Below are 25,533 nucleotides of genomic sequence, written 5' to 3'. Positions count from 1 at the left end.
ACTGTGCTATGGTATACTGAAAAGAAGATTTGGAGGCATTTTGAAGCGTTCTTTTTTTAGTTTGAACCAGATCTTGAACCAGTGAGAAAAGGAAGGAATTTACCGTGATTTCGTATGTAAAAGGCATCTTGGCGGAGAAAGCAAAGGACCGTATCGTGGTCGAGTCCGGCATGATGGGGATCGGGATTTTTGTCCCGATGTCGGTGCTGGAAGTTTTACCGCCGCTCGGGGAAGAGGTAAAGATATATACGCACCTGCAGGTGCGGGAGGATGATATGAGCCTGTACGGCTTTTTAAGCCGTTCGGATCTGGAGATGTTCCGCCAGCTTCTGGGGGTCAACGGCATTGGTCCGAAGGGGGCACTTGGCATCTTGTCGGCGCTGCGTCCGGAGGATCTGCGTCTTGCGGTTATGACTGGGGATGCGAAGGCGATCTCCCGTGCACCGGGCGTTGGGGCAAAGACGGCACAGCGGATCATTCTCGATTTGAAGGATAAAGTACAGGCAGAGGATCTGCTGACACCGCTGTTAGATGGCAGTGCGGCGGTTTCGCCGGCTGCGGAAAACGGGCTTTCAGGCAATGCGGTGAAGGAAGCCGTGGAGGCGCTGGTGGCGCTGGGATATACGAATGCCGAGGCGGTGAAGGCGGTCAAGAGCGCCAATGTGACGGAAGAGATGGATTCCGAGGCGGTATTGAAGGCATCGCTGAAATATCTGGCGTTTTTGTAAAACAACCTATGTGTCGGACATTCGAAATTGCTGGATCATAAAAAATAGTGGTGCTTGTGCGTCAGATGAAAATTTGGAATGTGTGGCAGATATGAGAAAATGGAACTGTCATGGCTTAATTGAATGAGAGAGAAAAACAGGAAAGACAGGAAACAAGTATGAGCAGAAGGACGATTACAACCGAGGTGACGGAGGAGGATAAGCGGATTGAGGGAAGTCTCCGCCCGCAGACCTTAGACGAATATATCGGTCAGGAGCGGATCAAATCGACGTTAAAGGTATTTATCCATGCGGCGAAATCCCGCGGCGAGGCGCTTGACCATGTTCTTTTCTATGGACCGCCGGGATTGGGAAAGACGACACTCAGCGGCATTATCGCCAATGAGATGGGAACCCGTATGAAGGTTACTTCCGGTCCGGCAATCGAGAAACCAGGGGAGATTGCGGCGATTCTCAACGGGCTCCAGGAGGGAGACGTCCTCTTTGTGGATGAGATTCACCGCTTAAACCGCCAGGTGGAAGAGGTGCTTTATCCGGCGATGGAGGACTATGCGATCGATATCATGTTGGGAAAAGATTCGACGGCGCGCTCGATTCGTCTGGATCTGCCGAAATTTACGCTGGTAGGCGCGACGACACGCGCGGGGCTTCTGACGGCGCCGCTGCGCGATCGCTTCGGCATCGTGCAGAAGATGGATTTTTATACGCCTGAAGAGCTGCAGACGATTGTCCTGCGGACGGCGGGAGTTCTGAATGTGGAGATTGATAAGACGGGCGCCTATGAGATTGCGAGACGTTCGAGAGGAACGCCGCGTCTGGCAAACCGACTGTTAAAACGTGTGAGGGACTTTGCACAGGTCAAGTACAACGGCGTGATTACGAAAGAAGTCGCGGATTTTGCACTGGATATCCTTGATGTGGACAAGCTGGGACTTGACAACAACGACCGTGCGATCTTACATATGATTATCGACAAGTTTTCCGGCGGTCCGGTCGGACTGGAGACGCTGGCGGCAGCGCTGGGCGAGGATGCTGGGACACTGGAAGATGTGTATGAACCGTATCTTCTGATGAACGGTCTGCTCAACCGGACTCCGCGTGGGCGGATGGCGACCGAAGCAGCGTATCGGCATCTCGGGTATGCCTGGAATCAAGCAAAAAACGGTATTTCTGAGATTTGATATTTGATTGATTTGAAGGTGGTATTTCTGTGTGGGTGACGTGACAACGTCGAACCATATTTATTATAGATAGAAAGAAGAGAATGCGATGGCAAAACAGTATATAGATGTATTAATTGATGGAAAAGTGTATAGCCTGGGCGGCAGTGAGACGGAAGGATATGTACAGCAGATTGCCACGTATCTGAATGGGAAGATTTTCCAGCTCAAGGCGCAGCCGGGATTTTTAAAAATGCCGGAAGACTACCAGAGTATTATGACTTATCTGAATCTGGCGGATGATTATTTTAAAGAAAAAGAGAGTGCGAAGGCACTTGCATCTGACAAAGAGAGCATGGAAAAAGAGACATACCGTCTGAAACATGAGATGGTCAGCACCCAGATGAAACTCGAGAGTCTCCGCAATGAGCGCACCGTCAGCGAGGAAGAACTGGAGACGGCAAAGAAGGCGGCAAAAGAGGCAGCTGAGCAGGCGGAAGCTGCTAAAAATGAGGTACAGGCACAGATCGAGCGTGTGAAAAAAGAAGCGCAGGAGCAGATCGAGGCTGTGAAGAAAACAGCACAGGAACAGGTTGAGTCTGCAAGAAAAGAAGCGCAGGGGCAGATCGAGGCTGTGAAGAAAACAGCACAGGAACAGGTTGAGTCTGCAAGAAAAGAAGCGCAGGGACAGATCGAGGCTGTGAAGAAAACAGCACAGGAACAGGTTGAGTCTGCAAGAAAAGAAGCGCAGGAGCAGATTGAACGTGCGAAGAGAGAGGTACAGGATCGCGTGGAATCCGCGGAAAAAGCAGCCCAGGATCGCGCTGTTAGGGCGGAGCAGACAGCCCGGGAGCAGGCAGAAGCTGCAAAGAAAGAGGCATTGGAACAGATTGCGGATGCAAAGAAGGAAGCAAACGATTTCCGTGGAGAAGCAGAGGTTTGGAAACAGGAGGCAGAAGATCAGCGTCTGGCGGTCGAGTCATCCCAGAGTGAAATCGCTTCTTTGCAGGACAAGCTGGAGATTTTCAAACAACAGCTTGAAGAAGCAAGACAGGCGGCGACAGCTGTGCAGACGGAAAAATCGCAGCTGGAAGCACGTCTGATGCAGACGGAACAGGAAAAACAAAGTGTAAAAGAGCAGCTGAGCCAGCTGGAGCAGGAAAAACAGACGATAAAGAAAGATCTGGAAGAGAGCCTCCAGGAGGCAGGGGCAGCACGTGAGGAACTGGCAGCTGTCCGTCAGGCACAGGTGGAGGCATATATGAAGCGGAAGCCATTTCCCAAGAGACAGGGAACGGTGGAACTGAAAGATGCAATTCTGCGGTTATAATGGGTGAAATGATATGAAAAAAAAGGTGGAAATTCTGGCACCGGCGGGTTCCTTCGATAGCATGAAAGCGGCGGTTGCTGCGGGGGCGGACGCAGTCTATATGGGCGGCAGCCGTTTCGGAGCCAGGGCATATGCGGAAAATCCGGATGAAACGGGGATGCTGGAAGCGATCAACTACGTGCATCTGCATGGGCGCCAGCTTTATATGACGGTCAATACGCTGGTAAAGGAAGACGAGATGGATGACTTATACGACTATCTGCTTCCGTATTACCAGGCGGGACTGGATGCCGTGATCGTGCAGGACATGGGCGTATTTTCTTATATCCGGGAGCATTTTCCGGATTTGCCGGTTCATGCGAGCACACAGATGACGATTACCGGACCGGAGGGCGCGGCGCTTATGACGAGAATGGGCGCGGTCCGCATCGTCACAGCGCGTGAACTTTCATTGGAAGAGATACGCCGCATTTATCAGGAGACGGGCGTGGAGATAGAGAGCTTTGTTCACGGGGCTCTCTGTTACTGTTATTCGGGACAATGCCTGTTCAGCAGCCTGATCGGCGGCAGAAGCGGCAACCGGGGACGATGCGCTCAGACCTGCCGGCTTCCGTTTGATGTCCTTCGGCGGCTGGATGAGAACAACCCGAATGAAAACAAAAACAAAAAGAAAGAAAATGGCGTGTTAAATCCGGGTGATTCCAAGTATGTGCTCAGTCTCAAGGATCTTTGTACGCTGGATATTTTGCCGGATATTCTGGAAGCAGGCGTTTATTCCTTGAAAATCGAGGGGCGCATGAAGAGTTCGCGCTATACGGCAGGCGTGGTGCGCCTGTACCGGAAATATGTAGATTTATATTTAAAGAATGGCAGAAAAGGTTACCGGGTTGACCCGAAAGACCGGAAGGAGCTGCTGGATCTGTTTGACCGCGGCGGTCAGACGTTAGGCTATTATACCGAGCACAATGGACGCGATATGGTGGTCTGCCATGAGAAACCGGCATTCCGCCAGGAAAACCGGGAACTTTACCAGTATCTGGACAAAACGTATGTGGAAGCAGAGGTGAAAGAACCGGTTCAGGGGTTTGCGCGTGTCTGTGAAGGCGAACCGCTGCAGCTGACGCTTCAATACGAAGATCCGCTGACGGGAGAAAGCCGGATGGCAGGCGGAATCGGAGCAGTTGTCCAGACGGCAGTGAAACAGCCGATGAGCAAGGAACGGATTGAGAAACAGCTCGGAAAAACGGGAAATACGCCGTATTATTTTGAAAATCTGGAAGTGGAGACAGGCGGCAGCCCCTTTGTGCCGGTGCAGGAGTTAAATGAACTCCGCCGCTCTGCGTTTGAGCAGCTGACCGAGGAGATACTGCGTCCATACCGCCGGGAGATACCGGAAAATAGGGCGTGCGGGACAGGAAAAGGATGGCAAAATCCGGAAGAAAAGAATCTGGAAGAAAATAACCAGACAGGTTCGGAATCAGAAAAAACCAGCCCGGCTCAGGACGTTGAACTCACAGCAGATTTACCTGTACAGAGCCAGAAAACGCTGTTTGAGAATAAAAAAGGGAATAAAACAGCTCTGTACCACATCCACGTTTCGGTCGAACACCCGGCACAGTTAAAAGTGGCGTTATCCGTACCAGAAGTCGGCGCCATCTATCTGGATAGCGCTGAATTTGGCGCCGAACAGTGGAACGAATGGGTATCACGCTGCCATGAGGCAGACAAGCAGTGTCTTTTGGTAATGCCGCATATTTTCCGCGATCGGGCAAAGGAATATTTTGAAACGCATCGTTCCAGGCTGGAATCGGCGGGATTTGACGGTCTTGTCATCCGGGCATGGGAAGAGCTGGAACTGGTGCGCGAGTGGAAGATTTCCATTCCGCTTGTGATGGATTATGGTATTTATACGATGAATCACCGGGCGGAGGATTTTGTGCGGGAGATGGCGCCGGAGCTTTCGATGCGTTTTACCCTTCCGGTCGAGCTCAACAGCCGGGAGTTGGGGGCGCGCGACAGCCGGGAACGGGAACTTCTCGTATATGGTTCGATCCCGGTCATGGTAACCGCCCAGTGCATCCGGAAAACAGTGGAAGGATGCAGTAAATGTCCGGAATATCTGTATCTGCGGGATCGCAAAAAGAAGGTATTTCCGGTAAGGAACCAGTGCCGTTTCTGCTGCAATACGATCTACAATTCCAGCCCCCTGTCGCTTTTGAAGGATAAAAAGCAGATAGACCGCCTGCAGCCGGAGGTGCTGCGTCTGGCATTTACGTCGGAGAGTGCGGCACAGACCGGGGAAGTGCTGGATGCCTACGTGAAGACCTTCCTCCATCAGGAACCGGTGGAGCTGGAGGGCGAATTTACAAGAGGTCATTTTAAGAGGGGCGTAGAGTAGCGTGTGTACCGGGAATCTTCCGGGTACACATGAAAAGGAGGATCACCATGATAAATCTTGTGACAACGATGTCCAGGTATCTGATGATATTGCTGATACTGATTTATACATATTACAATTTCCGCTTTTTTTCACTGCCGGATGACGAGTCGAAACTCCGGCTCTGCCGTCTGCAGAATGTACCGCTGTTTTTGATATTTCTTCTGTCGGGTACGATCATTTATCTACAAACCGAGGATGAGGCAGTTGTGCTGTTTTTCGGCGCGCAGCTTGTCTTTTTTGTCCTGTACCAGCTCTTATACCGGCTGTTTTACCGGAATGCGTCGAGACTGTTGCTGAACAACACGTGTATGCTTCTGTGCACTAGTTTTATCATGCTGACGCGCATCTCGATGGACAAGGCGGTCCGCCAGTTTATCATCATGGCAGTTGCGGCGGTTATCACAATGATTATACCATATGTGATAGATAGAACCTGGCAGCTCGCTAAGATACCGTGGGTGTACGGCCTGATAGGTCTGGCGCTGCTGCTGGTTGTCTGTGTGATCGGCAATACCAGCTTCGGCGCGCAGCTTTCGATCAGTATCGGCGGATTTTCGTTCCAGCCGTCCGAGTTTGTTAAGATCAGCTTTGTATTCTTCGTAGCGACGACGTTTTACCGCTCAACGGAGTTTAAAAATGTGGCGATCACGACCGGCGTGGCGGCGGCGCACGTGTTGATTCTGGTGTTATCCAAGGATCTGGGAAGTGCGCTGATTTTTTTCCTCGCCTATGTCCTGATGCTGTTTATTGCAACCTCCAACTGGCTGTATCTGGCAGGCGGTCTTGGAAGCGGCTGTGCGGCTGCGATGCTGGCGTATAAGCTGTTTTCGCATGTGCGTGTCCGCGTGGAAGCATGGCAGGATCCGTGGAGTGACATCGCAGGAAAAGGGTATCAGGTTACGCAGGCGCTCTTTGCGATCGGCACAGGCGGCTGGTTTGGCATGGGACTTTACCAGGGGATGCCGAAGAAGATCCCGGTTGTTGAGAAGGACTTCATTTTCGCGGCGATCTCGGAGGAGCTGGGCGGCATCTATGCGCTCTGTATTCTCCTGATCTGTCTGGGCTGTTTCATGCAGTTCATGCTGATTGCGACCCGGATGCAGGCATTATTTTACAAGCTGATCGCGTTTGGTCTGGGAATTGAGTATGTGGTGCAGGTGTTCCTGACGATCGGCGGCGTGACGAAATTCATTCCGTCTACCGGCGTGACGCTGCCGCTTGTCAGTTATGGAGGCAGTTCGATTCTCAGCACATTTATCCTGTTTGGCGTGATACAGGGACTATATGTCCTGAAACGGAATGAGGAAGAAGAGGAGGAGCAGCAGTTTGATGAGGCAGAAGGATGAAATGGAAAGAACTGAAAATGCGAGAGCGCGTTCAAACCGTCATATTCTGTGGCTGACCTATGGGATTGCGGCGCTCTTTATCGCGATGGCCGTTTATTTTGGCTGGTTTATCCAGTTTAAGAGTGAAAATGTAATCGGCAGCTCTTATAATGCGAGGCTCGATCTCCTCTCAGACCGGGTGACCCGCGGTTCGATTATGAGCAATGATAAAACGGTGCTGGCGCAGACGAACGTTGCAAGTGACGGAAGCGAGAAACGCTATTATCCGTATGATTATCTGTTTGTCCATTCGGTCGGATATTCCGGCAAAAATGGAAAAACAGGTCTGGAGTCGCTGGCGAATTTCTACCTGCTTTCCTCCCATGTGAATCTGATTGAGAAAACGATCAATGAATTTCAGGGGAAGAAAAATCTGGGCGACAATGTGATTACGACGCTCGATGTGGATCTGCAGCAGACGGCATCCGACGCGATCGGAAAATACCGGGGCGCAGTGATCGTCATGGAACCGGATACGGGAAAGATTTTGACGATGGTTTCCCAGCCGAATTTTAATGCAAATCTCGTCGATGAGCGCTGGGCGGAGCTGGTGTCTCCGGACAACACGAAGGCGCAGTTAGTCAACCGTGCAACGCAGGGCTTATATCCGCCGGGATCGACGTTCAAGATGCTGACGGTGCTGGAATATATGAAAGAGAACCCGAATACCTGGCAGGACTATGTGTATAATTGTAATGGTTCTTACCAGAATGGCGATTATACGATTAAATGTTACCACGGGACGGCACACGGGACGCAGAATCTGATTCAGGCATTTGCCAATTCCTGCAACGGTGCGTTTGCGGAGATTGGAATGCAGATTAATTCAGAAAAATTCCGGGCGCTGGCAAATCAGATGCTCTTTAATTCGGAGCTTCCGTACACACTTCCGTACAACCAGAGCACGTTTTCGCTCGACGGCAGTTCGGATGACTGGGAAAAGCTTCAGACTGCGATCGGACAGGGAAAAACCCAGATTACGCCGCTGCATAACCTGATGATCGTATCGGCGATCGCCAACGGCGGCACGCTGATGAAGCCATATATGATCGATCATGTTGAAAATGTGGGTGGTCAGACGGTCAAGAAGTTCCTTCCGTCCGCCTATGGAACCCTGATGTCTGCGAATGACGCACAGTTTCTGACCCATCTCATGAGCCAGGTGGTCGAGATTGGTACGGGTTCCGCGATGCGGGGGGGATCCTATACGGTGGCCGGAAAAACCGGTTCCGCCGAGTTTGAGACAGGTAAGGAGACACATTCCTGGTTTGTCGGTTTCGCTCCGGCAGACAAGCCGAAGGTGGCGATCTGCGTGCTGGCAGAAGAGTCCGGTTCCGGCGGTGCGGTCGCTGCGCCGATCGCAAGACAGGTGTTGGATCGGTATTTTGCGAAATATGGGCAGTAGGACAAAAGAAAAGGGCAGGAAAGCGATTTGAAGCTTTTCCTGCCCTTTTTGTCTCAAATATGCATAGTCACATTTTATTTACACAGCCGTTCCAGATCCCCATAGAATCCCGGATAGGAGATGTTCACGCAGTCTGCATCCAGAATTTCGGTCTCGCCGGAAGCGCCGAGTGCGGCAACGGCGAAGGTCATGGCGATGCGGTGATCCTTCTTGCTGTCGATCACAGCACCGTGCAGCGGCTTGCCGCCGTGGATGATCATGCCATCCTCGGTCTCGGTCACATCCGCGCCCATAGCGGTTAAATTCTCTACCATGACAGCAATGCGGTTTGACTCTTTTACCTTCAGTTCCGCGGCATCGCGTATGACGGTGGTTCCCTCGGCATAGCACGCCATCGCAGCGATCACCGGAAGCTCGTCGATGAGAGTCGGGATGATCGCACCCTCGATTGCGGTTCCAGTCAGCTTACCGGAGCGGACGAGCAGGTCGGCGGTCGGTTCGCCGGAGGCGGTGTTTACATTGAGAAGTTCGACGTCCGCGTTCATCGCCTTGCAGACGCGCAGGATGCCGTCGCGGGTCGGGTTGATACCGACATTTTTAATTAAGATTTCTGAATCCGGTACGATGAGTCCGGCTGCGATAAAAAAGGCAGCGGAGGAGATATCGCCCGGAACCTGAATTTTCTGTCCATAGAGCTGTTTTGCCGGCTGTAAAATCGCGGTGGTTCCTTCTGTGTGGATGTCTGCGCCGAATGCGGACAGCATCCGTTCACTGTGATCGCGGGAGATGTACGGTTCGGTCACGCGGGTTTCTCCGTCGGCATACAGACCTGCCAGCAGAATCGAGGATTTGACCTGGGCGGAGGCAACCGGAGAATTATAATGGATGCCGTGCAGCGGTGAGCCGGTGATATGGAGCGGCGCGCAGCCATTTCCATTGACACTCTCGATCTTTGCGCCCATCTGAGAGAGAGGATCGATGATGCGCTTCATCGGACGTTTCTGGATGGAAGCGTCGCCGGTCAGTGTTGTGTCAAATTTCTGGGCCGAGAGAATGCCGGAGATCAGGCGCGTTGTGGTGCCGCTGTTGCCGCAGTCTAAAACGGAGTCTGGGGCAGTCAGCCCGTGCAGTCCACGTCCGTGGACGAGAACGGTCTCGCCCTGATTTTCGATCGAGATTCCCATTTTGGAAAAACAGGAGATCGTGGAGAGACAGTCTGCGCCCTGCAGGAAGCCGTGGATTTCGGTCAGTCCGTCCGCAAGAGCGCCGAACATGACGCTGCGGTGGGAGATGGACTTGTCTCCCGGAACGGTCAGTTCGCCCCGGAGAGAAGATGTATGGGTAAATTTCATTGAGTTCATAGTTGTACCTGCCTAAACATTAATGTTGAAAGTTAAGTTTGAAACATACATTGCAGTCTACGCGAACAGCGTGTAATTGTATTTCTTCAAACGCGCCCACGCCGCTTCCATCGAAGTCTTGTCGTAGAAGCTGATCCGCAGCGCGCCCTCGCCATGCTCACGGTTGTGGCTGATGCCGATATTTTTGATACTGATTCCTTTACCGGAGAGGATCGAGGAAATGATGGAGATAGCACCTGGCTCGTCCACCACGTCGGCGGAGAAGGCGTATTCCGGCTGTATCGATCCTTTTGGAGTTTCTGCAAACGAATTCCGGTAGTCGCGGGAGGACTCAAACAGCTGGTAGATGGCTCTAGACTGGTGGTCGGACAGTTCTTCCCGCAATGTCGTCAGGGAATCAATGTAGCGATCCAGCACCTCAGTGATATTGCCTGTGTTCGTCATGCAGATCTGTTCCCACATGACCGGAGAAGAGGAGGCAATACGGGTGATATCCTTGAAACCTCCGGCAGCCAGCCGTTTCATCATCTGATCCTCACTGTCGCAGTCGTGTACCAGGTTGACCAGGCTGGAGGCGATGAGGTGCGGCAGATGGCTGATCGCCGCGACAATGAAATCATGACGATGGTAATCCAGCACCAGGGGCAGCGCACCGATCGCCTTTGCCACATTCACCATACGGTCAGTGTGGGAAGCCGGGGTGTGCGGTGTCGGGGTAATGATATAGTATGCATTTTCCAGCAAATGGTCGGTTGAACTCTCGTAGCCGGTCTTTTCCGAGCCAGCCATCGGGTGTCCGCCGACGAAGCAGCTTTCCATGCCAAGCGCGGCAACGGTCTCATGAATGCTGGTCTTGGTGCTTCCGACATCAGTCACAACCGCGCCTTCCTTTAAGAACGGCCGGATCTGGCGCAGATAGGATTCATTAAATTCAACCGGTGTGCACAGGAAAATGATGTCGCACTCGCTTAAATGCTCGTCCACGCCGTCCAGAATCAGGTCAACAATGCCGTCTGCATGTGCCTGTTCCAATTTTTCGCGGGTCCGCATATAAGCCATGATCTGAATATCCGGGGCGCTGCGTTTCAAACCTCTGGCGATAGAGCCGCCGATCAGACCGAGTCCGATGAAACCGGCGGTAAGATGATTAATCGGTGTATTCATAGCAATTACGCTCTCTTTCATAGGTAGTATAGTAAAAAATGAAACTAGAAATTATTGTAGAATAGAACAAGTCACTTGTCAACGATTTTACGCGTTGAAGTGAAAAAGAAATTTTTTTACATCTGTTTATTACTAAATTTGCGAAAATGCGATTGATTTCACCGCCTTTGAACAGGGAAATTGTCGCATTTTCAATGCTTTTCAAAATAAAACGAATAAATTTTGTATAAAGGTGTTGTTTTGCTTGAAATTTTCTCTATTTTCTTGTACAATATGAACAGAGGTTAAAATACAAGAAAAAAACATCAAAATAAATAGACGGGAGGACTTAACTATGAACGTGTATGGGACAAAACAAATCCGCAATGTAGTGTTACTGGGGCACGGCGGTGCCGGCAAGACAACGGTAGCAGAGGCGCTGGCACTGGTAACAGGTACTACCAAGAGAATGGGAAAAGTTCCGGAAGGAACCACCATCAGCGATTATGATAAAGAAGAAATCAAGAGACAGTTCTCTATCTCCACCACGCTGATTCCGTTGGAGTATCAGGGAGAAGATGGACCGATCAAGATTAACCTGTTAGATACCCCTGGCTATTTTGATTTTGTGGGAGAAGTAGAGGAAGCTATCAGTGTAGCAGATGCAGCAATCATCGTTGTAAACTGCAAGGCTGGCATCGAAGTCGGAACCGAGAAGGCATGGGAACTCTGTGAAGAGTACAACCTGCCGCGCCTGTTCTTCGTTACCAACATGGATGACGATCAGGCAAGCTTCCGTGAGCTGATCTTAAAACTGGAGAAACAGTTTGGCCGTAAGATCGCGCCGTTCCAGGTGCCGATCCGTGAAAATGAAAAATTTGTCGGCTTTGTCAATGCGGTAAAGATGGAAGGCCGCCGTTTCACTCATTTAAGCGAATATGAGAAATGCGAGATTCCGGAGTACACCAAGAAGAACCTCGGCATCATCCGTGATGCGCTGATCGAGGCAGTGGCAGAGACGAGTGAAGAATATATGGAGCGCTATTTCTCCGGTGAAGAATTTACACAGGAAGAGATCGCACAGGCGCTGCGCGAGCACGTAAGTGAGGGCAACATCGTTCCGGTTATGATGGGTTCCGGTGTCAATGCACAGGGCTTCGCATATTTGCTGCAGGCGATCGATAAATACTTCCCGTCACCGGACAAGTTCGAGTGTGTCGGTGTCGATGTATCGACCGCAGAGCGCTTTACCGCTAAATATAATGACGATGTATCCCTGTCGGCACGTGTTTTCAAGACTGTGGTTGACCCGTTCATCGGCAAATACTCCCTGATGAAGATTTGTACCGGTACCTTAAAACCAGATACCGTTATCTACAATGTAAACAAAGATGCTGAAGAGAAAGTTCAGAAAGTATATGTTCTCCGCGGCAAGGATGTCATCGAGGTTCCGGAATTAAAGGCGGGCGATATCGGCGCGGTTGCCAAATTAAACGTTACTCAGACCGGCGATACCATCGCAGTCCGCACGGCTCCGATTGTATACCACAAACCGAAGATTTCTACCCCGTATACCTACATGGCATACGCAGCTAAGACCAAAGGCGATGAGGACAAGATCTCCAGTGCACTGGCAAAGATGATGGACGAAGATCTGACACTCAGAAGCGTCAGCGATACCGAGAACCGTCAGACCTTACTTTACGGCATCGGCGAGCAGCAGCTCGAAGTCGTTGTCAGCAAGCTGCAGACAAGATATAAAGTAGACATTGTGCTCAGCAAACCGAAATTTGCATTCCGCGAGACACTTCGCAAGAAAGTAGAAGCACAGGGCAAATATAAGAAACAGTCTGGTGGACATGGACAGTACGGCGATGTTAAGATGTCCTTCGAGCCGTCCGGCGATCTGGAGACACCATATGTATTCGAAGAAAAGGTATTTGGCGGTGCCGTTCCGAAGAACTACTTCCCGGCAGTTGAGAAGGGTGTTCAGGAATGTGTACAGAAGGGTCCGTTGGCTGGATATCCGGTTGTCGGTGTGAAGGCAACCCTGTTAGATGGTTCCTATCATCCGGTTGACTCCTCCGAGATGGCATTCAAGATGGCAGCGACGCTGGCATTCAAGAAAGCGTTCATGGAAGCGAATCCAGTTCTCCTTGAACCGATCGCATCCCTGAAGGTAACCGTTCCGGATAAATTTACCGGCGACGTCATGGGCGATCTGAACCGCAGAAGAGGCCGTGTTCTCGGTATGAACTCCAACCATCACGGCAAACAGATCATCGAGGCAGATATCCCGATGTCCGAGCTGTTTGGTTATAATACCGACCTTCGTTCCATGACCGGCGGTATCGGCGAATTCTCCTATGAGTTCAGCCGCTATGAGCAGGCTCCGGGCGATGTACAGAAGAGAGAAGTGGAGGCGAGAGCGGCAGAAGCTGAATAATGGCAGATGAAGTGCTTACCGTTTCGGTCAAAAATATGATATTCTTATATAAATAAGCAGAAAACCGCCGCAGGCGGCTGAGTGGATCGATACCGATTCATCAAGGCTGTCAGCGGCGGCTTTCTCTTTCTGGAAGGTCTTTCGGATCGATATGGTTATAGGCTGTGCTTGAATTGAACAAAGCGTTGCGAATGTTATCGATGGGACAGGCGAGAAGTTAAGGCAGTGAATGCGGATGCCAAATTGCTACGAATTGCGTTCTTTTGCAATTTTCAAAAAGAAGGCTATAAATTGTAAGAAAATAGAAAAGACTACCCACCTGTAAAAAGGTATAATGTTGCAAAGAGAACAACTTATACAGACAGGTGGGTGGCCTTTTTATGATAGAGAAAAATGAGAAAAGCGGGGAACTCATGGAAGTAAAAGAACAGGCAAAAACAGTTCGGAAACACCCGGAGCGGATGATTGTGCATATCTGGCTGGTGCTGGCGCTTATTTGTCTGCTGGCGGGTCTGATCGCCCAGTATACGTTCCGGCTGAAAGAACCGCTGTTTCTGCACTACAGCCAGTCGGCTTATCTGGGCTGTGGGCTGGACGGAGTAGAAACTTCGGAGGATGGAATCGTTTCATCTGTGTCAAGTGAGGCGCTTGAAGAAGAAAGTACCGATTCCGATGTGAAAGTTGGAGTTTTAGACGAAGGTATGAAAGACCTGAATGCGGATATGGGATTGGAGAATACAGTGTCTTTGTATGCACTGGGGGAAGAAAGTGTGGATGAGACAGATGAAACTTCGGATGTATGGTATACACAGGTAAATTTTGCCTATCTGACGGATGTGACGGATGAGATCTGTGTGAGAGAAATTCGTTTTTCAGAGTTGCCTGAACTTCAAATGCAGGAAATGCGGGAGACAGTCCAGTCAGCGGGACAGTATGCGCTTCATCGCCTGGATGCTACGCTTTCGATTGAAGATCCGCAGCATAACGGGATCAGTCAGTGGAGAATCCTGACGCGGGCGCAGGTGCTCTATTCAGATGGAAACACAGCGGACGTAAAAATTGGTAATCTGGTACTGATTGCAAATCCGGAGGGCGGGAGCGCCCTGGAAAATCCAAGTTCCAGCGCCAATTCAGATGGAACGGCCACACAGGTTTACACCGTTCAGAAAGATGGAACCATCGAAGTAAAAGGCTGCATTGCGTCAGCCGGGGAGATGGAAAATTTTTCGATGACCTTAAATGGAGAGCCTATCCCAGCCCAAAAAGAAGGGGAAGAGCCGAAACGGCTGACAGTAAAAACGGGTGATGTCCTGACGTTCCAGAGCCATTGGATTGGCAAAGAGGAAGACCAGTCGCCGCAGGTATTTCATTCAGGAGTTGCAGTGCTTTCATATATCGGCAAAGATGGCGGGGAGCAGGTTCTTTCATTTGAAAATGAATACAGGAAGAGAAGGGAGCTTCGCTTTATTGATGTGTGGAAATATCTGCTGAAAGAGGAGGCATTTAAGTGAAAACGGGAGATCATAAGATTTTAGCCGGTCTGATTCTTGCTTCGATTCATATTAATCTGTTCCATGTGATGCTGCTGCCGCCCTGCATCGGGTTTCTGATTTTATATATCGGGATTCTCCAGAAAGAGCGGCAGGCTGGATTTTTCCAGATGGATGTAAAAGAGATGAGAGTGTACCGGGCAGCAGGGGCGGCGCTTGTGCTGGTGACTGCTTTTTCTAGCTTTCTGTCCATGTTCTGGAGGCGGCCGGACGGAACCATCTGGTCGCTGATTCCGTGTATGCTGGAATATGTGGTGCTCTATGGACTGATGGAAAGCTACACCGCAGGTTCGCCCAGACATTCCTATCACTCCGAACTGTGCTGTGGATATGCTATGGTAATGGGAGCAGCACTGTGTGGGTACGCAGTCAGCCTGATTCTGCATATCGCGCTGTGGCAGCTCTTTGCGTCTATGATTATTCTGGTCTGCCGGTTTATGGTGGTTATGGTTGTTATAGGGGCGAAGAAAGAGGCATAAAAAATAAAAAGCCGTAATCAGATATACTCGCCCATGGGATTAAACTCATGAGCGAAAGTATAAGGTTACGGCTTTTCTATGTTGAAAATTCTGGTTTTCAAATAATCAAAGATAACATGGAATGTTGATGTTTCGGTTCCGATGTATCTTTCCAATTTTTATTTAAAATTCTCCTCCGCATACCGGCGCAGCTCATCACGGAAATCCGGGTGTGCGATGGCGATCATGGCATCCGCTCGTTCTTTTAAGGTAAGCCCGGTCAGTTTTGCGATACCGTATTCGGTCGCCACGTACTGAATCATGGTACGCGGTGCAGATACGGTGCTGCCGCCCGGAATGAACGGTACGATGTTGGATTTTAAGGAGCCATCTTTTTTCTTGTGGGTGGAAGCAAGGCAGATAAAGCCCTTGCCTCCCTCGGAGCGGAATGCGCCCTCCAGGAAATCCATCTGTCCGCCGATACCGGAGAGCTGTCGGGTGCCGGCAGACTCGGCATTTTCCTGTCCCATCAGATCCAGCTCGACCCCACCGTTGATACTGATGACATTTTTCATCTCACCGATGCGGTACGGGGAGTGGACGTAATCGACGTCAGCCGGATGGAAGAGCTGCGGCTCATTATCCAGCCAGTCATATAATTCCTGAGAGCCCATGGCAAGGTTCCAGGTAGAATAACCGTTGTCAATCTCCTTCTTCTTGTTGGTCAGCTTGCCAGCCTTATAGAGGGCTAAAAAAGCATCGCTGATGGTGCCGGTGTGGCAGCCGAGGTCGGTTTTGTCGGACTGTGCCAGCATATTGGCAACGGTAAACGGAACGCCGCCGACTCCCAGGGAGAGGACAGCGCCGTCCGGGATCTCCTCAACGACACGTTTGGCAATCTCAATATCAACGGCGCTCGGATCGCGGTAGGTGCGGATCGGAAGCGGCTCATGCTCGCCCTCGACGATGAAATCTGCCTCTGAGAGGTGGACACGGTGGGAACCATCGACGCCCTGTAAGCGCGGGAGGCGCTCATTGATCTCGAAGATGACGGTGCGCGCATTCTCAAAGATGGTGCGCCATGCATAGTTGGAAATACCCAGTCCGCAGTAGCCGTCCGCATCCGGTCTGGAAACCGGTACAAAGGCAACATCCACGCGAATGTGGTGGCGGTACATTTCCGGCAGGGAACGCAGCATCATCGGCATAAACTTGCAGAGCCCACGGGTCTGCAGCTTGCGCTCATAATCGCCGATGTGCCAGCTGTAGTAGCTGAATGCTTTCTGCTCCGGGTCGCTTTCGACAACCTCGATGCGCGGGTGGATGACTAAACCGCCGCGGATCTTGACATCGGTCAGCTCATCCCTGCGTGCTGCCAGCGCACGGTCGAGAAGCTCCGGAAATCCAGCACCAAAGCCATAATCCACCCAGTCGCCCGGTTGAACGGCCTTGACGGCGGTCTCAGCACTTACAAATTTGCCTGCGTAATTGTTAGACATAGTAAAAATCCTCCATCGGTATGAAATTCATAATTTTCTAGTTTCCATCATATCCCAGAAAGCGCTTTTTTGCAACTTCCAAAGACAATTCCAAAAGACAATTTTTAAGCTGGGTTTTAAGATAAGTTTAATACGGAAATAGTTGACAAAATAGGTGTTTATGATAAAATTAAGTGTTTATAAATAAGAGTTGATCTTTTACACAGCAGGCAGAAGTGCCTGTATTTTTATGTAATAGGAAATTCCTTGGAATCCCCTATTACACAAAAAGGCACTAACGTGCCAATGATGTGCACTTGCGCGAAGCAGAAACATGTCGCAAGCGACCGCGCTCGGCGCGAGAATGTGACTGTAAAGAATACAACAAATATAGAAAGAGAGGAGTTACGACAAATGAAAACAAATACGGATTTATTTGAAAAAACACCCGTACCGAAGGCGGTCGCAACCATGGCGGTTCCGACCATGATTTCCATGCTGGTGGTTGTTATCTATAACATGGCGGATACATTTTTCATCGGTCAGACGAAGGATCCGCTGCAGGTGGCGGCAGTTTCGCTGGCAACGCCGGTCTTTATGATTTTTATGGCATTAGGCCATCTGTTCGGTATCGGCGGCAGCTCAGCGATATCGAGAGCACTGGGAGAACGCCATAAAGATCGGGCATGTCATATCAGTTCATTCTGCTGCTATGGATCCCTGGGGCTGGGCGTGATAGTGGCTATCCTGTCTGTACTTGGAATGGAAACCATTCTGCATCTCATCGGTGCCAGTGTAAATACGATCGGTTTTGCGAGACAGTACCTGGCGATTATTGCAATCGGCGCGCCGTTTATTATGTTTTCAACTGCATTTGCGAATATTCTGCGGGGAGAAGGCGCATCGAGAGAATCGATGGTCGGAAACCTGATAGGTACCGTAGTAAATATTATTTTGGATCCGATCATGATCCTGGTGCTTGGCTGGGGAGTGACCGGTGCAGCGCTTGCGACGATCATCGGCAATATTGCGGCCTGTCTTTACTATATTGCTTATTATCTACGGGGAAAATCGACACTGTCGATTCATTTCCGTGATTTTAAGATGGGAGATGGAATCGCTTCCGGCGTGGCAGGGATCGGTATTCCGGCATCCTTAAATAACATCCTGATGAGCTTTGCCAATATTATCCTGAACCAGGCGCTGGTCGGTTACGGTGACACACCGGTAGCGGCGATGGGGGTTGCGATGAAATCCAATATGCTTGTTGTCCTGCTGCAGATTGGTCTCTGCGTGGGAATCCAGCCGCTGATCGGTTATAATTATGGAGCGCGCAACAAGAAACGCCTGATGTCGGTATTCAAATTTACAGGACTTGTATCGGTTATTATGGGAACGATTCTGACATTGATTATGATTGTCGCAAGAAAGACAATGATTCAGATGTTTATTAATGATGCGGAAGTTGTCCAGTATGGTATTCAGATGGTGGTTGCGCTCCAGCTTTCTGCGCCACTCCTTGGTATCTTATTCCTCTGCATCAATACGATCCAGGGAATGGGAAAAGCGCTTCCGTCGCTGATTCTTACGATCTGCCGCCAGGGACTGATTTTTATTCCGCTGATTTTCGTGCTGAATGCGATGTTTGGCCTGGATGGAGTTATCTATGCACAGCCGGCGGCGGATTATCTGTCGATTGTGGTGGCGATTTTGATTTGCACACATCTGTTCCGGACGATGGATCATAGAGAAGAGAAAGCAGAAGGCTGAGAAGATTCAATAGATTCAATAAGGAAAAATATGCTTAAAGAAAATAAAAGAGAAGAAATCACAAAGAACATAGAGAAGAGGGAAGCCCTTGTAGAACAGGTGGCAGATGGAATCTGGCGGATCGGTGTGGAATTGCCGCAGAATCCTTTGCGGGAACTCAACAGTTACCTGATCAAGGGGAAAGAAAACGGGCGCGACCTTCTGATTGACACCGGATTTCGGCGCGAGGAATGCCGGGAGGCGCTGTTTGCCGGGCTTCGGGCACTTGGCAGCAGTCCGGAGCGGCTGGATATTCTTCTGACACACCTGCACTCGGATCACACAGGACTTGCCAGGGAGGCGGCAGGGACGGACAGCCACATCTATATCAGCGGAACCGATCTGGCAATCTTAAAGGACGGTTTTACACCAGAGCGTCCGCTTCGGCTGGCGGAGCAATTCCGTGCCGGTGGATTTCCGGAGGATGAAATGAAGAAAACGCAGGCGCTCAATCCGGCAGTCCGCTATAAGCTGGATCAGGTTGATGACCGTTTTGTTCCGATTGAGGCAGGCTGGAAATACACGGTAGGAGATTACACGCTGGAAATGATCTCCGTGCCGGGGCATACGCCGGGCAATGCGATGTTCTGGGCAAAGAAACAGGGCATCATGTTCACGGGCGATCATATCCTGTTTGATATATCGCCGAATATTACTTCCTGGCTGGAATCGGAGGATTCATTAGGTGATTATCTCGATAGCCTGCGCCTCGCCAGAAAATATCCGGTCCGCCTTGCCTTGCCGGGACACCGGAAGACGGGCGATTATGCAGCGCGCATCGAGGCGCTGCTGGCACACCATGAGCGGCGTCTGGCGGAGACGGAGGCGCTGCTTGCCGAACATCCGGGTATGACGGCATATGAGACGGCTGGAAAGATGCGCTGGAAGATCCGTGCCGCCAGCTGGGAAGAATTTCCACCGTCCCAGAAGTGGTTTGCGGTGGGCGAGTGCATGGCGCATCTGGACTACCTCCGCCTGCGCGGCAGAATCCGCCGGGAGATGGACGGAGAAGTGTGGAGATGGTTCACGGTAACGGCTAAATACTGTTAGAATTAACTAACAATTATTACCATTGACTAACAATAGTCTGACTGCATATAATAATAGTAAAGAAAGCAGTAACTGTTCAGTAGGTCTGCGCATTTACTGCGCTGACCGTACGAAAACATGGACCAGCAGACAAAAATCCCATTGCCGTAGGCAATTTTTAATGGATTTTGCGCGTGACTGTGAAGGTACTGAACAGTTACAGAAAGCGGAATATCAGTCAGGAGGTCGTTGTATGCAGTCGTTGGCAAAGGTGCAGGCGGGAGAGTCCTGTGAAATCAAGTGGATGTTTGGAAATGCGGATGTGATGAACTTTTTGGAGCGCTATGGAATCAAAGAAGGAAGCCGTATCCGGGTCCTTGGACGTGTGCTGGATGGTCTGATCATCGGAAATGGAAAGGTTCGGCTGGCACTGGGCGATGAAGTGGCAGAGCGGATTCAGGTGTAGGTTTGACGGTGATTGAAAGATTGTCGAAAATGTCATGTATTGAAAGAACGTCGGATCTGTCACGTGCAAGTTTGAGAAGGTCACGTTACTTGACATTTCTTCCCATTTATGCTATTCTACCAGATAGCACAAATGCAATGAACGGAAGTAGTAAGCCGCGAAATTTCTACAGAGAGCTGCCGGATGGTGTGAGGCAGCGGAAGGAAGCCGCCGAACTGGTCCGGGAGCAGCCTGTTGAAAGAAGTGTTTTTGAATACCCGAGTAGACAGAGCCGGTCATCCGCCGTTACAGGACGATGAGGAGCACACGGATTCCGTGTGAAATAGAGTGGTACCGCGCAGTTGGAATTTTCGCCCTGCGTCTCTATACAGGTAATGTAGAGACGCAGGGCGTTTTTGACGTTACCGGATTGAAAGAATGTCCGCAAGGGTTGGATGTTATGCAACTGCCAACGGACCAGTCGATTGCAATAATGAATCATCATTTTAGAGACTGGAGCCGGATTTTGACAGGAAATAGCAAAAAATCAGCGTGGGTTAAGCAGAAAACAGGAGGAACAAAGATGTCACAGTACAATCATACCGCCATTGAGAAAAAATGGCGCGAGAACTGGGAAAAACATCCCATCAATGTAAACGATGGAAAGAAAGAAAAATATTACTGCCTGGATATGTTCCCATATCCGTCCGGAAGTGGTCTGCACGTTGGTCACTGGAGAGGCTACGTTATTTCAGATGTATGGAGCCGTTATCAGCTGCTGCGCGGCAAATACGTGATCCATCCGATGGGCTGGGACGCATTTGGTCTGCCGGCAGAGAACTACGCGATCAAGATGGGCGTACACCCGGCTATCTCGACCGAGTCCAACATTAAAAATATTAAACGTCAGATCAACGAGATCGCAGCCATCTATGACTGGGATATGGAAGTAAATACCACAGATCCGGCATTCTACAAATGGACCCAGTGGATCTTCGTCCAGATGTTCAAAAAAGGCCTGGCATACGAGAAAGAATTCCCGATCAACTGGTGCCCGTCCTGTAAGACAGGTCTGGCAAACGAGGAAGTTGTCAACGGCTGCTGTGAGCGCTGCGGTACCCCGGTTACCAAGAAAAACCTGCGCCAGTGGATGCTCAAGATTACCGCGTACGCAGACCGCCTCTTAAATGATCTGGACAAACTGGACTGGCCGGAGAAGGTTAAAAAGATGCAGACTGACTGGATCGGTAAATCTTACGGTGCAGAGGTTGATTTCGGCGTAGAGGGACGCGATGAGAAGATCACCGTTTACACCACCCGCCCGGACACCCTGTACGGTGCAACTTTCATGGTACTGGCTCCGGAGCACGCGATGGCAAAGAGCCTGGCAACCGATGAGACCCGCGAGGCAGTAGAGAAATACATTTTCGATTCATCCATGCGTTCCAACGTAGACCGTCTGCAGGATAAGGAAAAGACCGGCGTATTTACCGGAACTTATGCAATCAACCCGATCAACGGTGCGAAGGTTCCGATCTGGCTGTCTGATTATGTATTAGCTGACTACGGTACCGGCGCTATCATGTGCGTACCGGCACACGATGACCGTGACTTCGAGTTTGCAAAGAAATTTAATATCCCGATCATCCAGGTTATCGCAAAAGATGGCAAAGAGATCGAGAACATGACTGAGGCGTATACCGAGGCGTCCGGCACGATGATCAACTCTGGCGAGTGGAATGGTATGGAATCTTCCGTACTGAAAAAAGAAGCGCCGGAAATGATTGAGAAGAGAGGTATCGGTCACAAGAGAGTCAATTATAAGCTGCGTGACTGGGTATTCTCCCGTCAGCGTTACTGGGGCGAGCCGATCCCGATCGTACACTGCCCGAAGTGCGGCAACGTACCGGTTCCGGAGGATCAGCTTCCGTTAAAACTTCCGGAGGTAGAAAGCTATCAGCCGACTGGTACCGGCGAATCCCCGCTGGCAGCCATCGACGAGTGGGTCAACACCACCTGCCCGTGCTGCGGCGCTCCGGCAAAACGTGAGACAAACACCATGCCGCAGTGGGCTGGATCTTCCTGGTACTTCCTGCGCTATGTAGATAACAAGAACGATAAAGAACTGGTATCCCGTGAGAAAGCAGACAAATATCTGCCGGTTGATATGTACATCGGCGGTGTTGAACATGCAGTACTGCATCTGTTGTATTCCCGTTTCTACACTAAGTTCCTGTGCGATATCGGTGTCATTGACTTCGACGAGCCGTTCAAGAAGCTGTTCAACCAGGGTATGATCACTGGTAAGAATGGTATCAAAATGAGTAAGTCGAAAGGAAATGTCGTATCCCCGGATGATCTGGTACGCGACTACGGCTGCGATTCTCTGCGTCTCTATGAGCTTTTCGTAGGACCGCCGGAACTGGATGCAGAGTGGGATGACCGCGGTATCGAGGGCGTATCCCGTTTCCTGAACCGTTTCTACAACCTGGTTATGACCAGCAAGGACAAAGACATCAAAGAGACCAAGGAAATGGTTAAACTGCGCCACAAACTGGTATTCGACATTGAGCAGCGTTTCGAGCAGTTCAGCCTGAATACCGTTATCTCCGGTTTCATGGAGTACAACAACAAGCTCATCGATCTGGCGAAGAAAGAGGGTGGCATCGACAAAGAAACCCTCAAGACCTTCACTATCCTGCTGGCACCGTTCGCACCGCATCTGGGTGAAGAGCTGTGGCAGGAGCTCGGCGGCACCGACAGTGTCTTCCATGCTTCCTGGCCGGAGTGCGATGCAGAGAAGATGAAGGATGACGAGAAAGAGGTAGCCGTTCAGATCAACGGCAGAGTCCGTGCGACCATCACCGTACCGGCAGACATCTCCAAAGAAGATGCTATCGCCGCTGGTAAAGAGGCTATCAAGGACAAGCTGACTGGAAATATCGTAAAAGAAATTTACGTTCCGGGACGGATTGTGAATATTGTTATGAAATAAATAAAAATGGTATGGGAAGAAGCAGAAGAATCTGTGACTTTTCTATGCAGATAAGGTCAGCGGCTATACAGGGGAGAAAAACTGTGTGGCCGCTGTTTTTTTGCCCGCTCCTTTTTCACGTGCCTGCTATTTGATTTCTTAAATGATAAAATTAAATTGAATATGGGAATATTTGTCAACCTGGACAATTCGGCATTTCAATCAGCCCTGAATGCAAAAAGCATTCTTGATGAGGAAAAACTCATTTGGAATGCTTTTTTGCTGTCTATACGAAACATTCCACATGAAGCTTCTGGGAGAGAGCGAAGGCGTGGAGTACTATCGTTCGATGAAATTGTCTAAAAAGTCTACCAATTCAAAAGATAAATCTTATATCATAAATGCAACATAATAGCTTGTAGCTGAAAAAAACAGAATAAAAAATTTCGCAGAATATCTAGTTCTGCGAAAATCTTCAATCATTATACGATACTTTCAAGGTTAATTCAATAGAAGTTTCTCCCAAGAATCTCTTATGAAATTATTAAGTCGTCATTTCTGAACAAAAATTTCTGAAATTCTCATATAATATTTCCCTTTGCTTTTGAAGTTTTTGTCAATACGGCATTTGGGTTCTGCATATAAAACCTTTTATTTTCGCAGAACTAGATATTCTGCGAAAATCGCAAACATGAAAGGGAGAACGCCTGTATGTGGTACGTGGTGCAGACACCTGTGGGACGCGAGGCAGAAGCGGCAGAAAAACTGAATCATTTTTATCGGGATAAGGCTGAAAAGCCTTGTTTTGTGTTGTCCAAAGAACGGACCTGGCGGATGGGCGGTGTCTACTATGTAGATACGGAAGTCATGTTTCCGGGCTATGTGTTTGTGGACACGGCGGATGAGCCGGTTTTGGAAGACGGAGTGAAATGTCTGGCGGGGCTGGTTCGATTTCTGAATGCTGGTTCGGAAGCGCATCTATATGGAACGGCAGTCCCCTTAAAAAAAGAGGAAGAGAAATTTCTGAAAGAACTTCTTCGGGAGGATTCTTCTCACACCGTCCGGCGGTTTCTGGTGCGGGCAAATGACGCGGGGGAGATCGAATGGGCGGAAGGAGTGCTTGGTGAGATGCTGCCAAAGATCATCCGGAAGCGGCTGCGGAAACGAATCGTGACGATTCAGGCAGAACTGCTGAACGAAGCACGACAGGTAGAGCTGGCAATCCGGATGGAAGATGATCCGGAGGCAGTTTTCCCAAAGAAAGGACCCCTGAACCCTAAAAATCTTTCAGGAGATTTCCAGGAAAACGATTTTAGCCGGGTATCGGTCTCTGGAAAGAACCCATCAAAAAAGATAACAAGATTACATGGAGCGGAGAACGATGGAACAAAGCTGGCAGCAGAATAATGAGTATGAGTGTATGAAATATTCGGTTCTGATGCCGGTATATCACAAAGAAAATCCAGCGTATTTCTATCAGGCGGCAGCCAGCATGATGAATCAGACGATTCCTCCAGATGAATTTGTCCTGGTATGCGATGGACCGTTGACACCAGTGTTGGATGAAACGATCCAGACGATTGACCGGGAATGGCCGGGAGTTCTGCAGGTGCTTCGCCTTCCTGTATGCGGCGGAATCGCACGGGCGCTGGCAGCAGGTGTAGAAGCGTGCCGAAATGAATGGATCGCCCGCATGGACAGTGATGATATTGCCTGTCCGGATCGCTGTGAAAAGCAGCTGAAACGATATGCAGAAGAAGCAGCGGGCAAATTGCTGGGAAAGAAAGCAGAACAGGGGAAACTCGGACTTCTGAGCGGAAAAATTGCAGAATTTGCCGCAGCAGAAGTGCCAGAACAGGAAAATGTAGATAACCTAAATGCGCCAGATAGAGGTGAAATTGGAAGTGGGATGAATGGAAAATTGTTTCCGCCGGGCAGAATCACTGGAATTCGGTCACTTCCCTGCCAATATAAAGAAATTTTAACGTTTGCCAGAAAGCGCAATCCGATGAACCATATGGCCGTCATGATGCGGCGTTCAGCTGTGCTGGCGGTGGGAAACTATCATCCGGTTCCGGGGGCGGAGGACTATGAATTGTGGGTCCGCCTTTTGCAGGCAGGATATAAAGCAGAAAATCTTCCGGATATTCTGGTGTATGCGAGGACGGATAATGGGATGATCAAACGCCGCGGCGGTCTGTCCTATGCCAGGGCCGCTCTGAATCTGCAGAAAACGTTTTTTAAAAGTGGATTTTTAAATAGAAGAGAGTATCTGCGAAACTGCGTGATCCGCGTTACTGCAAGTCTGATTCCGGCATCCGTGCGTGGAATACTCTATCAGAAAAAATTGAGAGGAACGCTTTCAGAGGATGCTTAGTGTTCCTATAAAAAG

The 25,533-nt window shown here is 50.0% G+C and carries 18 protein-coding genes and 1 other annotated feature; of the genes, 15 read left to right on the top strand and 3 right to left on the bottom strand.

Annotation, left to right across the window (positions count from 1 at the left end):
• Nucleotides 1–104: 104 nt before the first annotated feature.
• The 6 genes from ruvA (at nt 105) to C7U56_RS13485 (ending at nt 8,448) form a co-directional block, all read left to right on the top strand.
• A complete protein-coding gene (gene ruvA, locus C7U56_RS13510; protein WP_107001651.1) occupies nt 105–728 on the top strand; it encodes a Holliday junction branch migration protein RuvA in 624 nt (207 codons plus the stop codon).
• A 158-nt stretch (nt 729–886) separates the two neighbouring features.
• Nucleotides 887–1,909 (top strand): Holliday junction branch migration DNA helicase RuvB, encoded by a 1,023-nt coding sequence (gene ruvB / locus C7U56_RS13505; protein ID WP_107001650.1) that lies wholly within the window; start codon nt 887–889, stop codon nt 1,907–1,909.
• A gap of 88 nt (nt 1,910–1,997) precedes the next feature.
• Nucleotides 1,998–3,218, top strand: a complete 1,221-nt coding sequence (locus tag C7U56_RS15715; RefSeq protein ID WP_181357254.1) for a cell division protein ZapA — start codon at nt 1,998–2,000, stop codon at nt 3,216–3,218.
• A 13-nt stretch (nt 3,219–3,231) separates the two neighbouring features.
• Nucleotides 3,232–5,616, top strand: a complete 2,385-nt coding sequence (locus C7U56_RS13495; RefSeq protein WP_107001649.1) for a U32 family peptidase — start codon at nt 3,232–3,234, stop codon at nt 5,614–5,616.
• A gap of 47 nt (nt 5,617–5,663) precedes the next feature.
• A complete protein-coding gene (locus C7U56_RS13490) occupies nt 5,664–7,004 on the top strand; it encodes an FtsW/RodA/SpoVE family cell cycle protein (protein ID WP_107001648.1) in 1,341 nt (446 codons plus the stop codon).
• Complete coding sequence (locus C7U56_RS13485; protein WP_107001647.1) at nt 6,988–8,448, top strand: peptidoglycan D,D-transpeptidase FtsI family protein; 1,461 nt, start codon at nt 6,988–6,990, stop codon at nt 8,446–8,448. Before C7U56_RS13490 ends, C7U56_RS13485 begins: the two co-directional genes overlap by 17 nt.
• A 74-nt stretch (nt 8,449–8,522) precedes the next feature.
• On the opposite strand, the gene aroA is transcribed toward C7U56_RS13485, so the two are convergent.
• Both aroA and C7U56_RS13475 read right to left on the bottom strand, forming a co-directional pair.
• On the bottom strand, nt 8,523–9,800 hold the full coding sequence (gene aroA, locus C7U56_RS13480; RefSeq protein ID WP_107001679.1) for a 3-phosphoshikimate 1-carboxyvinyltransferase: 1,278 nt from the start codon (nt 9,798–9,800) through the stop codon (nt 8,523–8,525).
• Between the two features lie 66 nt (nt 9,801–9,866).
• A complete protein-coding gene (locus C7U56_RS13475) occupies nt 9,867–10,973 on the bottom strand; it encodes a prephenate dehydrogenase (RefSeq protein ID WP_107001646.1) in 1,107 nt (368 codons plus the stop codon).
• Between the two features lie 334 nt (nt 10,974–11,307).
• Between C7U56_RS13475 and C7U56_RS13470 the strand changes: the two genes are divergently transcribed.
• The 3 genes from C7U56_RS13470 to C7U56_RS13460 all read left to right on the top strand — a co-directional run bounded on the left by C7U56_RS13470 (nt 11,308) and on the right by C7U56_RS13460 (nt 15,427).
• Nucleotides 11,308–13,398, top strand: coding sequence for an elongation factor G (locus C7U56_RS13470; protein WP_107001645.1), 2,091 nt, complete (start codon nt 11,308–11,310; stop codon nt 13,396–13,398).
• Between the two features lie 380 nt (nt 13,399–13,778).
• Nucleotides 13,779–14,909: a hypothetical protein gene (locus tag C7U56_RS13465; RefSeq protein ID WP_107001644.1), complete on the top strand. Its 1,131-nt coding sequence runs from the start codon at nt 13,779–13,781 to the stop codon at nt 14,907–14,909.
• On the top strand, nt 14,906–15,427 hold the full coding sequence (locus C7U56_RS13460; protein ID WP_107001643.1) for a hypothetical protein: 522 nt from the start codon (nt 14,906–14,908) through the stop codon (nt 15,425–15,427). Before C7U56_RS13465 ends, C7U56_RS13460 begins: the two co-directional genes overlap by 4 nt.
• Nucleotides 15,428–15,585: 158 nt before the next feature.
• On the opposite strand, the gene C7U56_RS13455 is transcribed toward C7U56_RS13460, so the two are convergent.
• Nucleotides 15,586–16,905, bottom strand: coding sequence for an acetyl-CoA hydrolase/transferase family protein (locus tag C7U56_RS13455; RefSeq protein WP_107001642.1), 1,320 nt, complete (start codon nt 16,903–16,905; stop codon nt 15,586–15,588).
• A gap of 393 nt (nt 16,906–17,298) precedes the next feature.
• Between C7U56_RS13455 and C7U56_RS13450 the strand changes: the two genes are divergently transcribed.
• The 6 genes from C7U56_RS13450 to C7U56_RS13425 all read left to right on the top strand — a co-directional run bounded on the left by C7U56_RS13450 (nt 17,299) and on the right by C7U56_RS13425 (nt 25,518).
• Entirely contained in the window at nt 17,299–18,654 is a 1,356-nt protein-coding gene (locus C7U56_RS13450) for an MATE family efflux transporter (RefSeq protein ID WP_107001641.1), read from the top strand.
• 30 nt (nt 18,655–18,684) lie between these two features.
• Nucleotides 18,685–19,743 (top strand): MBL fold metallo-hydrolase, encoded by a 1,059-nt coding sequence (locus C7U56_RS13445; protein WP_107001640.1) that lies wholly within the window; start codon nt 18,685–18,687, stop codon nt 19,741–19,743.
• Nucleotides 19,744–19,975: 232 nt separating this feature from the next.
• Nucleotides 19,976–20,188, top strand: coding sequence for a FeoA family protein (locus tag C7U56_RS13440; protein ID WP_022360163.1), 213 nt, complete (start codon nt 19,976–19,978; stop codon nt 20,186–20,188).
• A gap of 128 nt (nt 20,189–20,316) precedes the next feature.
• Nucleotides 20,317–20,556 (top strand) — a binding site (T-box leader).
• 194 nt (nt 20,557–20,750) lie between these two features.
• A complete protein-coding gene (leuS, locus tag C7U56_RS13435; RefSeq protein ID WP_022360162.1) occupies nt 20,751–23,162 on the top strand; it encodes a leucine--tRNA ligase in 2,412 nt (803 codons plus the stop codon).
• A gap of 690 nt (nt 23,163–23,852) precedes the next feature.
• Nucleotides 23,853–24,548 (top strand): transcription termination/antitermination NusG family protein, encoded by a 696-nt coding sequence (locus C7U56_RS13430; protein WP_107001639.1) that lies wholly within the window; start codon nt 23,853–23,855, stop codon nt 24,546–24,548.
• Entirely contained in the window at nt 24,523–25,518 is a 996-nt protein-coding gene (locus tag C7U56_RS13425) for a glycosyltransferase (protein WP_177272137.1), read from the top strand. Before C7U56_RS13430 ends, C7U56_RS13425 begins: the two co-directional genes overlap by 26 nt.
• The last annotated feature ends 15 nt before the right edge of the window (nt 25,519–25,533 follow it).

Source organism: Clostridium fessum, from assembly GCF_003024715.1.
Lineage (GTDB): Bacteria > Bacillota > Clostridia > Lachnospirales > Lachnospiraceae > Otoolea > Otoolea fessa.
Note: the sequence above shows the minus strand (reverse complement) of the source record. Positions and strands in the feature narration are given on the sequence as shown.

Coding starts and splice junctions, on each gene's coding strand:
- ruvB (WP_107001650.1), top strand. CDS start 887: ATGAGCAGAAGGACGATTACAACCGAGGTGACGGAGGAGGATAAGCGG.
- C7U56_RS15715 (WP_181357254.1), top strand. CDS start 1,998: ATGGCAAAACAGTATATAGATGTATTAATTGATGGAAAAGTGTATAGC.
- C7U56_RS13495 (WP_107001649.1), top strand. CDS start 3,232: ATGAAAAAAAAGGTGGAAATTCTGGCACCGGCGGGTTCCTTCGATAGC.
- C7U56_RS13490 (WP_107001648.1), top strand. CDS start 5,664: ATGATAAATCTTGTGACAACGATGTCCAGGTATCTGATGATATTGCTG.
- C7U56_RS13485 (WP_107001647.1), top strand. CDS start 6,988: ATGAGGCAGAAGGATGAAATGGAAAGAACTGAAAATGCGAGAGCGCGT.
- aroA (WP_107001679.1), bottom strand. CDS start 9,800: ATGAAATTTACCCATACATCTTCTCTCCGGGGCGAACTGACCGTTCCG.
- C7U56_RS13475 (WP_107001646.1), bottom strand. CDS start 10,973: ATGAATACACCGATTAATCATCTTACCGCCGGTTTCATCGGACTCGGT.
- C7U56_RS13470 (WP_107001645.1), top strand. CDS start 11,308: ATGAACGTGTATGGGACAAAACAAATCCGCAATGTAGTGTTACTGGGG.
- C7U56_RS13465 (WP_107001644.1), top strand. CDS start 13,779: ATGATAGAGAAAAATGAGAAAAGCGGGGAACTCATGGAAGTAAAAGAA.
- C7U56_RS13455 (WP_107001642.1), bottom strand. CDS start 16,905: ATGTCTAACAATTACGCAGGCAAATTTGTAAGTGCTGAGACCGCCGTC.
- C7U56_RS13450 (WP_107001641.1), top strand. CDS start 17,299: ATGAAAACAAATACGGATTTATTTGAAAAAACACCCGTACCGAAGGCG.
- C7U56_RS13445 (WP_107001640.1), top strand. CDS start 18,685: ATGCTTAAAGAAAATAAAAGAGAAGAAATCACAAAGAACATAGAGAAG.
- C7U56_RS13440 (WP_022360163.1), top strand. CDS start 19,976: ATGCAGTCGTTGGCAAAGGTGCAGGCGGGAGAGTCCTGTGAAATCAAG.
- leuS (WP_022360162.1), top strand. CDS start 20,751: ATGTCACAGTACAATCATACCGCCATTGAGAAAAAATGGCGCGAGAAC.
- C7U56_RS13430 (WP_107001639.1), top strand. CDS start 23,853: ATGTGGTACGTGGTGCAGACACCTGTGGGACGCGAGGCAGAAGCGGCA.
- C7U56_RS13425 (WP_177272137.1), top strand. CDS start 24,523: ATGGAACAAAGCTGGCAGCAGAATAATGAGTATGAGTGTATGAAATAT.